General features: G+C 65.2%; 10 protein-coding genes and 1 pseudogene. 4 read left to right on the top strand and 7 right to left on the bottom strand.

Going from position 1 to position 12008, the window contains the following annotated elements:
- Positions 1 to 970 (top strand): annotated as a pseudogene (gene fgd / locus ASG64_RS20850) (glucose-6-phosphate dehydrogenase (coenzyme-F420)); the annotation flags it as partial.
- A gap of 93 nt (positions 971 to 1063) precedes the next feature.
- Here fgd and fmdA read toward each other — a convergent pair.
- Positions 1064 to 2320, bottom strand: coding sequence for a formamidase (fmdA, locus tag ASG64_RS20845; protein WP_056076183.1), 1257 nt, complete (start codon positions 2318 to 2320; stop codon positions 1064 to 1066).
- 455 nt (positions 2321 to 2775) lie between these two features.
- Positions 2776 to 3408, bottom strand: a complete 633-nt coding sequence (locus ASG64_RS20840) for a DJ-1/PfpI family protein (protein ID WP_056076180.1) — start codon at positions 3406 to 3408, stop codon at positions 2776 to 2778.
- A 238-nt stretch (positions 3409 to 3646) separates the two neighbouring features.
- On the opposite strand from ASG64_RS20840, the gene ASG64_RS20835 reads away from it, so the two are divergent.
- Genes ASG64_RS20835 through ASG64_RS20825 form a run of 3 tightly spaced genes read left to right on the top strand, consistent with a single transcriptional unit; the run spans position 3647 to position 7360 of the window.
- A complete protein-coding gene (locus ASG64_RS20835; protein WP_162245408.1) occupies positions 3647 to 4720 on the top strand; it encodes a sugar ABC transporter substrate-binding protein in 1074 nt (357 codons plus the stop codon).
- A gap of 52 nt (positions 4721 to 4772) precedes the next feature.
- Positions 4773 to 6317, top strand: a complete 1545-nt coding sequence (locus ASG64_RS20830) for a sugar ABC transporter ATP-binding protein (protein ID WP_062575826.1) — start codon at positions 4773 to 4775, stop codon at positions 6315 to 6317.
- The gene (locus tag ASG64_RS20825; RefSeq protein WP_056076174.1) at positions 6314 to 7360 is read left to right on the top strand and encodes an ABC transporter permease; all 1047 of its coding nucleotides are present in this window, start codon (positions 6314 to 6316) and stop codon (positions 7358 to 7360) included. The genes ASG64_RS20830 and ASG64_RS20825 overlap by 4 nt, the downstream gene beginning before the upstream one ends.
- On the opposite strand, the gene ASG64_RS20820 is transcribed toward ASG64_RS20825, so the two are convergent.
- The 5 genes from ASG64_RS20820 to ASG64_RS20800 are packed head-to-tail and all read right to left on the bottom strand — an operon-like array spanning position 7348 to position 11985.
- Positions 7348 to 8385, bottom strand: coding sequence for a 3,4-dihydroxy-2-butanone-4-phosphate synthase (locus ASG64_RS20820; RefSeq protein WP_056076171.1), 1038 nt, complete (start codon positions 8383 to 8385; stop codon positions 7348 to 7350). The two genes, ASG64_RS20825 and ASG64_RS20820, sit on opposite strands and share 13 nt — an antisense overlap.
- 21 nt (positions 8386 to 8406) lie before the next feature.
- Positions 8407 to 8910 (bottom strand): flavodoxin family protein, encoded by a 504-nt coding sequence (locus tag ASG64_RS20815; protein ID WP_056076167.1) that lies wholly within the window; start codon positions 8908 to 8910, stop codon positions 8407 to 8409.
- Complete coding sequence (locus ASG64_RS20810) at positions 8907 to 10553, bottom strand: thiamine pyrophosphate-binding protein (RefSeq protein WP_056076164.1); 1647 nt, start codon at positions 10551 to 10553, stop codon at positions 8907 to 8909. Before ASG64_RS20810 ends, ASG64_RS20815 begins: the two co-directional genes overlap by 4 nt.
- Positions 10550 to 11191 carry a hypothetical protein gene (locus tag ASG64_RS20805; RefSeq protein ID WP_056076161.1) on the bottom strand — a complete coding sequence of 214 codons (642 nt, stop codon included), beginning with the start codon at positions 11189 to 11191 and terminating at the stop codon, positions 10550 to 10552. The genes ASG64_RS20810 and ASG64_RS20805 overlap by 4 nt, the downstream gene beginning before the upstream one ends.
- Entirely contained in the window at positions 11188 to 11985 is a 798-nt protein-coding gene (locus tag ASG64_RS20800) for a cyclase family protein (protein ID WP_056076157.1), read from the bottom strand. Before ASG64_RS20800 ends, ASG64_RS20805 begins: the two co-directional genes overlap by 4 nt.
- Positions 11986 to 12008 lie beyond the last annotated feature (23 nt).

Below are 12008 nucleotides of genomic sequence, written 5' to 3'. Positions count from 1 at the left end.
TCCAGCCCTGGCGCCACGAGGGCGGCCACGCCCCGTTCTCGCTCGCGTGGATGACGGCCGTCGGYGAGCGCACGAAGACCCTGCAGCTGGGCACGTCGGTCATGACTCCGACGTTCCGCTACAACCCTGCCGTGATCGCSCAGGCGTTCGCGACGATGGCGTGCCTGTACCCGAACCGGATCATGCTGGGCGTCGGCACCGGTGAGGCCCTCAACGAGATCGCGACCGGATTCGACGGCGAATGGCCGGAGTTCAAGGAACGGTTCGCGCGCCTGCGCGAGGCAGTGTCGTTGATGCGCGAGCTGTGGCTCGGCGACCGCGTCGACTTCGAGGGTGAGTACTACAAGACGAAGGGCGCATCGATCTACGATGTGCCCGAGGGCGGCGTTCCCGTCTACATCGCGGCAGGTGGCCCGGTGGTCGCGCGCTACGCGGGACGCAGCGGTGACGGCTTCATCTGCACCTCGGGCAAGGGCATGGAGCTCTACACCGACAAGCTCATTCCGGCCGTCGTCGAGGGTGCGGCGAAGATGGAGCGACCCGTCGACGACATCGATCACATGATCGAGATCAAGATCTCGTACGACACGGATGCCGATGCGGCGCTGGAGAACACGCGCTTCTGGGCTCCGCTGTCACTGACGCCGGAGCAGAAGCACTCCATCGACGACCCGATCGAGATGGAGAAGGCCGCCGACGAGCTGCCGATCGAGCAGGTGGCCAAGCGGTGGATCGTCGCGTCCGATCCCGACGAGGCCGTCGAGAAGGTCAAGCCGTACGTCGACGCCGGTCTCAACCACCCAAGCGGTGGATCGTCGCGTCCGATCCCGACGAGGCCGTCGAGAAGGTCAAGCCGTACGTCGACGCCGGTCTCAACCACCTGGTGTTCCATGCGCCGGGCCATGATCAGCGTCGATTCCTCGAGCTGTTCAAGACCGATCTCGAACCCCGTCTGCGCCGACTGGGCTGAATTAGTCTGTCGGCGACAGTTGTTCGGGCCGAAAAGGTCAGGCCGGGCACTCCTAGTGCCCGGCCTGGCCGCGTGTGAGAGTCGGCGGCTCACTCAGCGTCGCGACGCCTTCGGAGCTCCCATGCCGGGATCGATCTGCACCGGACCGGCGGACGTCGGCTCCAGGGAGAAGTCGAATATGGCAGTCGGAAGATAGACCGTGGCACATGAATTCGGAATGTCGACGACACCCGACAAGCGCCCCTCGATCGGTGCCGAACCCAGCAGGAGATATGCCTGCTCCGGGCTGTAACCGAATTTCGTCAGATAGTCGATCGCATGAAGGCACGCTCGCTGGTATGCGAGGTCGGAGTCCAGGTATCGCTGTTCACCGTCGAGTGTCACCGAGGTGCCGGAGAACGCAATCCACTCCGAGTACAGAGGATCGGTGTTTCCCGGCATGAAGACGGCGTTCTCGCGCACGCCGTATGTCTCCATTCCGCCCTTGATCAGGTCTACACGCAGATCGAGGAATCCGCCCATCTCGATGGCACCACAGAAGGTGATCTCACCATCGCCCTGGGAGAAGTGCAGGTCGCCGAACGAGAGATTGGCCCCGGTGACGAACACAGGGTAGAAGATGCGCGAACCCTTGGTCAGGTTCTTGATGTCCTGGTTGCCACCGTTCTCGCGCGGCGGAGCCGTGCGCGCACCCTCACCCGCGACTCGTGCGAAGTCGGCACCCGTGAGCGATCCCAGAATCGCACCGTCGGGTTCCGGTGGAAGCGCCAGGGGCGGAACTCGCTGGGGATCGGTAGCGATGAGCGCTGCCTCGCGGGTGTTCCACGTTCCCAGCAACGAGTGCGACGGCGCCGTTCCCATCAGACCCGGATGGACCATGCCGGTGAACTCGACATGCGGTACGTGGCGCGACGTCGCTTTCTGGCCGGAGAAGTCCCAGATCGCCTTGTACGCGTCGGGGAACTGGTCGGTCAGGAAGCCGCCGCCGTTGTGTTTGGCGAAGATACCGGTGTAGCCCCACCCCTGGCCCGCCAGTGGACCCGAATCCTCCTGCGGTATGTGCCCGATATCGAGGATGTCGACGATCAGGAGGTCGCCCGGCTCGGCGCCTTCGATGGCGAACGGGCCGGACAACGTGTGCACATTGTTCAGCGGCGCCTCGAGGATGTCCTGCGCGGAATCGTCGTTGTGAATGGCGCCGTCGAACCACTCCCGGCAATGCGCCCGAAAGCTGTCACCGGGTTTGACCGTGACTGCCGCCGGGATATCCGGGTGCCATCGGTTGTGTCCGACGATTTTCTGATCGGTGAAAGTTTTCGATGAATCCAACGGAAAGAGCAGTTCGGGCACGTTCGTCTCCTCGCAGGCGTGGTCCGGAAAAACATATGGGTCGAACTCTTCCATAGGCATGTGTGCGACGGAGTACTTTGCGTGAACAAGATGTTTCCTTCCGTGCTACCGGCAATTTTCGGGTCGTGGTCGACTTCATCACCGGTTAAACTGCCATGATGCCGACTTATGTTTTCCGTTGCGCCAACACCTGCGAGTCCACACATCAGCAGTATCCGATGGACCAAATCCCCACGGAGATCACATGTCCCGGATGCCTCGGACCGGCCCGACGCAAATACACAGCGCCGGCGATCGGCCGCGGGAACACCCGTGAGATGCGACTGCACGACGCGACGCGAGCCACAGCCGACGCCCCGGAGATAGTCAAGTCTTTACCGGGACGTCGAACTGGGACGCCGGTCAGCAACAATCCGCTGCACCGCATGTTGCCGAAGCCGTGAAAATCGTGGCGACTACGGCACCATGGCCGCGACAGTTCTGTCGATGAAATCCTCGGTGACCTTGTGCGGGTGGCCGGAATCGAACGGCGGTTGGGGATCGTATTCGATCACCAACTGAATCATTCGTGCGCGTTCTTCCCCGCAGATTTCACCGGCCAACCAGAGAGCGAAATCTATTCCTGCCGATACGCCGGCTCCGGTGGCAACCTTGCCGGCTCGGACGATGCGATCGCCGGGCCTCGATTCGGCTCCGAACTCCGCGAGTCGGTCCTGCACCGACCAGTGCGACGTCGCCGGCAATCCCTGCAAGATTCCGGCGGCGCCGAGTACCAGGGAACCCGTGCACACCGACGTGGTCCATGTCGTCGTCTCGTGGACCCTCTTCAGCCACTCCTGAAGCACCGGGTCCGCCATCGCGTCCTCTGTCCCGATGGGACTGCCCGGAATCAACACGATGTCCGGGGCATCGATGTCCGAGTAGGTGTCCGTCGCCATCAACGACAGCATCCCGCTGTCGGCGAGCACGGGTCCCACCTCGTGCGCGACGAAGCGCACATCGACGTCGGGCATCAGCTTCAGAACTTCGTAGGGTCCGACGACGTCGAGCGCAGTGAAGCGCGGGTAGAGAACGATCGCGATCTGCATGGTGACTCCAGGGCTCTGGTGGACAGGTCACCGGCGGCGTTCGGGCATACGAACGGACGACGCCGGAACAGCAGCGTGACAGACGTTCCTCGCCGCAGTTGACGACTCGATCCACTCCAGACCGGACGTCCACTCAGGATCGGAACACTTTCGCTATTACTTGATCAAATGTAACTCAATCATCTACTGTCGGCAAACGCGATCGATCCACGGTCACCGAGCCATCGAAGGACGAATGATGACCACGACAAGGTCCACCACGCGGGTGCGGAATGTGATGACTGTGGCGTCGGTGGCGCTGATGGCCCTGGCCGGCTGTTCCGCCGCTACCGAAGAGAGGGCGGACGGGGCGACACCGAGCGACCTGTCCGTGGACGTGCCGACGGAGTACGCGGGACCGGACGCCGGGTACTTCGATGTACTCGCGGATCCTTCTGTTGCGGAGGGTGTTCCGTTCAAGGTGGGGTACCTGGGAGTGAGCACCGCACAGCCGTCGCTGGTGGCCATCCAGGATGCGATCGAGGCCGAGGTGACAGTGCTCGGCGGGACGTTCGTTCCCAAGGACGCTCAGCTGGACCCGCAGAAGCAGGTGAGTCAGGCCAACGAGTTGTTGGCCGCCGACGTGGACGTGATCATCTGCAGCCCGGTCTTCGCCGAGGCGTTGGCACCCTCGATCGCGCAGGCCACCGAGAAGGGCGTCCCGTTCATCACGGTCGTGGGATCGGCCGGGCCGGACGACACCGTCGCGGGCGCTGTCACCTCAATCTCCCAGGGATTCGACTACTCCGCCTATCGCACCGTGAAGGCGATCGCCGACAAGACTCCCGGAGCCGGCTTCGCCACGATGGGACTCGGCCTCCCCGTCGCGGTCCTCGCGTACCTGGTGGACCGCGAGAAGTTCTGGGCCGAGGAGCTGGGGCTCGAGTACCTCGGCAACGTCGATGCCACCGAGGACACACCCGCGGCGTACAGCACCGCCGCCTCCACGATTCTGACCAAGTATCCGGACGTCGATGTCATCGCCGCCTACAACGACCAATCGTCGGTGGCACTGAGCACGACCGTCGCCACGCAGGGCTCGGAGGCGAAGGTCGTCAATCCCAGCGCCGGCCAATCGATCACCGGTGACGCGATCGAGGCCGGACGAGTCGAGTTCGCCTACCGCACACCGTTCGAGGAGATCGGGCGGCAGGCCGCCATCGCCGCGTACAACACGGTCACCGATCAAGGCGGGCCCATCGAGCCGTATATAGCGGTCCCCTCGTACATTGTCTCGGCCGAGAACATCGATCAGGCCGTGTGGTTCGACTGAGACGAATGATGCTTCTGTCCCTCAGTATTCGACGAGAGAGATCGGGACGATCGTGACGGAATCCCCATCGCCGGAGCAGCACACCGAGCACCGCGCTCCACTGCTCGAGCTCCGCGGCATCCACAAGTCGTACGGCGGTGCACGTGCACTGAGGGGCGCGTCCCTCGTCCTCGAGCATCCAGGTGTTATTCACACGCTCATCGGACAGAACGGGTGCGGGAAGTCGTCCATGCTGGGAATCCTGTCCGGTCAAGTACAACCGGACGAGGGTGAGATCCTCCTCGACGGTCGGCCGCTTCGCTTCCGGGACGCCGCCGACGCTGTCAGGCAGGGAATCGCCATGGTCTCCCAGGAAACGGCCGTCGCCGAACACCTCTCCGTCGCGGAGAACATTCTTCTGGGGCGCCTGGCAAGGAGTCGAGGGGTGGTGAACTGGAGGGAATCTCGCCGTCGCGCAACGGACATCATGTCCACGGTAGGCATCGCCTACGACCCGGACAGGATCGTCGGCACCTTGCGACCCGATCAGAAACAGATGATCGAGATTGCGCGCGCCATCTCCCTCGACAGTCGCATCCTGATCCTCGACGAACCCACCAGCTCGCTGACAGAGCACGAGGTGACAGAACTCTTCACGGCGCTGCGCGTCCTCGTGGAGCGGGGCGTCAGCATCCTGTTCGTTTCGCACCGACTCCCCGAGGTCTTCGAGATCAGCTCGTCGGTGACGGTGATGCGCAACGGACTCACAGTCGCCGGCGGACCCACCGCGGGCTTCACGCCGGACTCGCTGGTCTCGGCGATGGTGGGAACCGAGTTCGGACGATCTGGTAGCGACGTCCATCGCGTCCGGTACCCCGATGTCGACGCTGGTGCAGCAGTCCGCATGAGTGGCGTCGAATCGGGCGAGGCGGTGTGCGGAGTCGATCTCGATCTTTTTCCCGGCCGGATCATCGGAGTCGCGGGGCTGGAAGGGTCCGGACGCAGCGAACTGCTCGAACTGATCTTCGGCAGACGCGAGGTCACTGCGGGAACGCTCACCATTCACGGAGCCGAGAGCACCAAACGGTCGCCGAGGTCGGCAATCGCATCCGGCATCGGGTACGTCCCGCCCGATCGCAAGCTGCAGGGTCTCGTTCTGTCGATGTCCATCACCCAGAACGCGGCGATGGTGACCACCCATACTGCGGCGCGGTGGAAGGTGGTCCGCTCGCGGAGCGAATCCGGACTGCTCGCCCGCGCAGTCGCGGCGTTCGCCCTCCGCTTCGCCTCACCGCGAATGTCGGTTCGGTCGTTGAGCGGAGGCAATCAACAAAAGGTCCTGTTCGCCAAGTGGCTCGCATCGAAACCTCGCGTCCTGCTTCTGGACGAACCGACCCGGGGTGTCGACGTGGCCGCGAAAGCCGAACTGCACAACGCATTACGCCGCGCCGCGGACGAAGGCCTGGCTCTACTGGTGACTTCGTCGGACGTTCCCGAGCTCATCGAGCTGTGCGACGACATCGTCGTCATGTACCGCGGCGCGATCGTCCGCCGCTTCTCATCCCACGAGATGACCGAGGCCGCCATCGCGACCGCGGCCGCAGGAGGACTGTTGTGAGTACCACCGTGCAGCGCATCGAGAACATCCGGGACGACTCCGAGACCAGCGGCATCCTCCGCCAGGTCTGGCAGTCGACGCGATTGTTCCGGCCCGTCCTGATTCTTCTGGTACTACTCGTCGTGTTCATGTCGGTGTACCAGGAGAATTTTCTCAACCGAACCAACCTCGTCAACATCGCGACGTCGGTGGCGGTTCTGTGGCTGGTCACATTGGGCGCCACACTGGTTCAGATCAGTGGTGGTATCGACCTGTCCTCCGGCGCAGTGGTCGCGCTGTGTGGTGTGTTCCTGGCGACGACCCTCGACAACGGAATGCCCGGAGCCGTCGCCATCGTCCTGACAGTCGTGTTCGGGGCTGTCGTGGGTGCGGTGGCGAACGGCATCATGGTGGGTGTCTTCGGTCTCAACGTGTTCGTCGTGACGCTCGCCTCGATGACCGCTCTGACCGGTGTGGTCAGTCTCTGGTCCGGAACCAATGCGCAATTCGTCCAGTCCGACGCGGTCGACCTCGTCGCGATCGACAAGTTCTTCGGACTTCCGACGCCGATCTTCATCATGATCGCGGCCCTCGTCGTGTTCTCGTTCGTCCAGAACCGGACCTACTTCGGTCGGGACGTGTACGCGGTCGGCGGCAGCATGACAGCGGCCAAGCTGTCGGGTATCCGAACGTCGCGGACACACATCACCGTGTACGCGGTCGCCGGAGGAATGGCGGCCCTCGCCGCCGTGATCGCGGTCGGACGGATCGGAGCGTCCACACCGTCGCCAGACAACACGCTTCCCCTCAACGCCGTCGCCGCCATCCTGATCGGCGGAACAGCTCTGGCCGGCGGTGTCGGCGGTGTCGGCGGCTCCATGCTGGGTGTGCTGTTCATCGGCGTTCTGCAGAACGGACTCAGCCTGTCCGATGTGCCCACCTTCTGGCAGCAGATCATCACCGGTGTCATTCTGTTGGCGGCCGTGCTGGCAGACCACGTTCAGTGGCGACCGCGCCGCCGCTCCGTGGCGCCCCCCGGAGCTCACGCCGGTCACCCGGCGTGAGCGTCCGCGTCCGCCGCGCGTAGGTCGCCGCCGTCGATCTCGAACGACTCGACCCCGAGGTCACGGAGAATCTGCTCGGCTTCGGCGAGCACACTCGCGTCGCCCGCTCGACACGGCCGACCGATCCCCTCGGCGGACGCGCGACGCACGTAGACGAAGACGCCGCCGTCTGTCGCGGCCAGTCGTTCCAGCACGTCGTCCACCCGCTCGGCGCACGTGCACCCGAGTGTGCCGAACACGTCTCCGATCAGACATTCCCGATGGATCCACGTGGGCACCGACCGTCGACCCACCACGGTGCCGCTGACCAAAGCAACGATGTCGGGCCCACCGAATGCCCCGCGATATCCGAACGCGGTGAAAACCCCGTGACGCGTCGGCAATCGAGTCTTCGCCACCCGATCGACGAGAACCTCCCGCCGCCGCAGATACTCGATGACAGAATCGATCGACACCGTCGACAGGTCGTGCCTATCGGCGAACTCACGAATGCGCACACCGCTTTTCACCGAACCTTCGTCGTCGACGAGCTCGACCAGCACCCCGACGGGAGTGAGCCCTGCGGTGCGAACCAGATCCATCGCCGCTTCCGCACGCCCTCGCCACGCGAGGACACCGCCGGGCCGGCACCGGAGGGCGGGCAGGTGACCCGGCCGGTGGAAGTGCGCGGGTACCGCGTTCGACTCGGCAAGAGCACGCACGGTCCTCGCCCGGTCCGCCGCCGAAATTCCGGAGGTCACCCCGGCGACGGCGTCGACGGACACCGTGAAGGCGGGTCGTGATCCGTTCTCGGCCTGCAGGATCATCGGCGGAATGTCGAGTCGGTCGAGTATCTCGCCGGACATCGCCGCACACACCAACCCACTGGAGTACCGGACGGTGAAGGCCATCGTCGACGCGGTGGCCAGTTCGGCGGAGAACACGATATCCCCCGTCGTCACACCGCCGGTGTCGTCGGTCAGCACCACGGGGCGACCGGCCGCAATGTCGGCGATCGCCGATTCCACGTCTTCCGAACGAATCATCACGAGCTCCCGTTCTTCTCCTTACGACACGTCGTCCATCGCGAATCCGCCGAGCGCCCAGCGCCGGGCGCGCACGAGCTCACCCGGTGACAACGGCCCGGCCACACCGCCCACGCCGAACGACAGCCCCCGTGTCACGGACGCGTAGGCGCCTCCGGCGGCCAGGTCGACTGCCTCGTCGGCCGCCGACCGAGACGCGTCCTCGCCGGCCCGAACGGTGTCGAAGACGACGAGATTCGTGCCGACGGCCTCCAGTGCGCCCAACCACTCGCGGACGCCCTGCAGATCGGTCGAGTCCTTGGCGCCGATCCCCGCCGCACGTGAGCGGGTAGCGGGCGTGGACAACGCCCCGTTGTGGGTGGGTGCACCGACGACGAGCGTGTCCACGCCCGCCGGAAGAGTCGACGTGGCTTCATGGGCGAGCCGTACCGCGGCGGGTATTCCGTTGGCACACAGCGCGGCTGCCATCGCCTCGCCCACGGCGACGGTATTGCCGAAGTGCGATTCGACGACGACGAGTTTCAATGGTTGAGCATCGCTTCTCGGTGCCACCACGAGCTGAAACCGACGACCTTGGCGTCCACGACGAGAGGTCGATCCAGTCCGCCCGACACCCGGTCTGCGATCTCGCGGAGATCGTCGCGGGTGCGCACCGTGATTGCGTCACAACCGAATCCCCTTGCGATGGAGGCGATGTCGGTGTCCGGGAAGGTCACGGTGTCCGTCGGGTAGCCGTCGGGTCCGAAGAAGTGGACCTCGGCACCGTACGCGTGGTCGTCGTAGACGACGACGAGCATCTTGATGTCGAGTCGGACCAGCGTTTCGAGTTCCGCGATGCCCATCAGGAAACCACCGTCACCACACGCGGCGACCGGAAACCGGTCCGGCTGCGCGAGGGCGGCACCGATGGCTGTCGAGAGCCCCAACCCGATCGATTGGAACGCCTGGGTGAACGAGAAACTTCGCTCGTCAGGTACTCCGAGATACATGCTCGGGTAGCCCATGAAGTTCCCCGAGTCGACGCCGACGACACGGTCCGCGGGAATCGCGTCGTCCACAGCGATGGACAGGGTCCGCGGATCCAACGCGTCGTCGGTACCCACATCGTCGTAAGGGTGGTCGCGCCACAGTATCCGGGCGGCGATCTCGTCGCCGACCGCGTCGGTCCGGTAACCGGTGGCGTGGTGATCCGCGGCGACGAGGTGTCGGTTCACTGCCTCGGCCGTCCCTGCGACGTCACCGACCACACCGAGACCGATCGGACGGTGCCGGCCGAGCGCGGAGGCCTCCAGATCCACCTGGATCAGCGTGGCGGAGGGGCCGATCAGGGTGCCATGTGCGGTGGTCCAGTTGTTCAGCGCAGACCCCCACCCCACCACCACATCGGCGTCGGTGATGAGCGCGGCCGTCGTCGGCGACGAGAATCCGCCGGACACGTCGATCGACCACTTCTCACCGGCGAAGAGCCCCTTGGCCACCGCCCCCTCGGCGAGCAATGCCCCCGTCGTCTCTGCCAAGGCGATCAGTGCCGAACGGGCCGCGTCCCCGCGCGCACCGCGTCCACAGATGAACACCGGACGCTCCGCCGAGACGAGAAGTGCTGCCATAGCCGCGATGTCCTCGGCTGCGGCGACGGGCATCGCAAGCGGCGTCACCGCGACGAGATGGTCGAGCAGCGACGAATCGACGGTGCGCTCCTGAACGTCGAGCGGCATCCGCAGGACGACCGTTCGTCGCTCGTTGAGGGCAGTGGCGTAGGCGCGACGCGTGTCGGACACCGCCGAGTCCGCCGTCCGGACGACGATGCTGATCGCTCCTACCGAGCGGACCAACGCATCCTGATCGATGTGGAAGTTCGATGCCGGGTCGGTCGCTTCGCCCACGACGACGACGAGGGGCGTACGACTCTTCGCGGCCTCCCCCAGCCCGGTCATCGCGTTCGTGAGTCCGCACCCCTGGTGCAGGGACACGACGCTGACCTCGCCGCTCATTCTGGAATAGGAGTCGGCCATGGTGGCGGCGCCACCCTCGTGTCGCGTGGCCACGAAGTCGACGCCGGCGTCGATCAAACCGTTGGTGACGTGGAAGTTCCCGCTTCCGACGACGCCGAACGATCGGCGAACCCCGAAGCGGCCCAATGCCACTCCGACAGCATGTGCAACGTTCACGAGTCACCTTCTTTGGTCATCAGTGTCGCGAGCTTGTGCTCGTCCATCCCCTCGGCCCCGGCGATGCCCGACGCCACGAGAACGTGATCGACGAGCCCGCGATAGTCGACGATGTTGTCCGGGGTCACACCGCTCGCCAACGCGAGCGGCCGACCGGCGAGACCCTCCCGGAGCGCACGAAGGCGCACCGGGTCCGCGGCTCTGCCGGTCCCCTCCCCCGACGTCGTGACGACATCCGCTCGGTCACGGGCGGCTGCGCCCACCGACGGTAGGTCGCCGAGGGGCACAGGCGGCTGGTGTTTGAAGGCGACGCCGCCGAAGTGCATGCCGCGCCAGTGCGTCGGTGCGGGGGGTGCGTCGAGGTCGATGAAGTCCGCCCAGATGGCATCGACCGGAAGGTCGTCGCCGAACGCACTTTCGAGGACGCCGATCGCAGCCGCCAGGGGGCGTCGGATGACGTTGACTCCGACGAAGAATCCCGGGTGCGCGTGCGTCACGGCCGCCACGGCCGCCATCAACCGCGCATCGTCCCTGTCGTGGTCGATGAGGAACACACCGGCGACGTCGTGTTGCCGCGCGATGTCGACCTCTCGGTGCACGTCCACCTCGTGCACGTGAATCACTGGGTAGATCTTCATGAGGCGACGAGCGCCAATACCCTGGCTGGACTTCCGGTTCCGCCGACGATGGGGAGTGGGCAGACGACGATCGCGGCACCGGCCGCAGGAAGGGACGCGAGGTTCTGCAACGACGTGACGCCGTACCTGTCCGCCTCGAGGAGGAAATGGTGGGCCGGCATCGGCGGCTCGAGCACGAAGGCATTGCCCGCGTCGATGCCGACGGTCTCCACCCCGTAACCGGCGATGGGCGACTCCTGCGCCAACCATCGTGCTGCGGCAGCGGAGATTCCGGGGGTGTGGCTGACCCCGTCGCTGATGTTGAGGAACGCTGCCTCGTCGCGGGCGAACTGGTCCCACCCACTTCGCACCAGCAACCAGCTTCCGGGACTCAGCGGTCCGTGCTCCGATTGATAGGCGAGGATGTCGTCGACCTCGAGCAGGTAGTCCGGGTCGGCGTCGACCCGAGCCGTGATGTCGACGACGTGGGCCGGTCCGACCAGCCTGCCCACCGGGATGTCGGAGACGCCGGCGCCGTCGCGATTGGAGATCCAGTGCCTCGGCGCATCGAGGTGGGTTCCGATGTGTTCACCGGTATGAATGTTGTTGTGTCGCCACAGCGGCCCGGAATCGTCGAAGGCGCTGACCTCTTCCAGACTGAAATCGATCAGATTGGCAAAGGGCTCCGGAAGCGTCAACGTCGGGGTGTCGGCACTGAGCTCGTTGGTGAGATCGACCACGCGCACGCGCCCGTCGGCCAGTGCCGCGAGCACCCCTGCGATCGACTCGTCACCCGATGGTGCTGTTGCGCTCATGGTGTTCCTCTTCTGTCGAGTTC

Source organism: Rhodococcus sp. Leaf247 (assembly GCF_001426185.1).
Taxonomy (GTDB): domain Bacteria; phylum Actinomycetota; class Actinomycetes; order Mycobacteriales; family Mycobacteriaceae; genus Rhodococcoides.
This window is presented reverse-complemented; position numbering and strand designations above follow the sequence as displayed.

Excerpts from the sequence above, each read along its gene's own strand:
- ASG64_RS20805 (WP_056076161.1), bottom strand. The coding sequence starts at position 11,191 with ATGAAGATCTACCCAGTGATTCACGTGCACGAGGTGGACGTGCACCGA.
- ASG64_RS20800 (WP_056076157.1), bottom strand. The coding sequence starts at position 11,985 with ATGAGCGCAACAGCACCATCGGGTGACGAGTCGATCGCAGGGGTGCTC.
- ASG64_RS20820 (WP_056076171.1), bottom strand. The coding sequence starts at position 8,385 with ATGATTCGTTCGGAAGACGTGGAATCGGCGATCGCCGACATTGCGGCC.
- ASG64_RS20835 (WP_162245408.1), top strand. The coding sequence starts at position 3,647 with ATGACCACGACAAGGTCCACCACGCGGGTGCGGAATGTGATGACTGTG.
- ASG64_RS20840 (WP_056076180.1), bottom strand. The coding sequence starts at position 3,408 with ATGCAGATCGCGATCGTTCTCTACCCGCGCTTCACTGCGCTCGACGTC.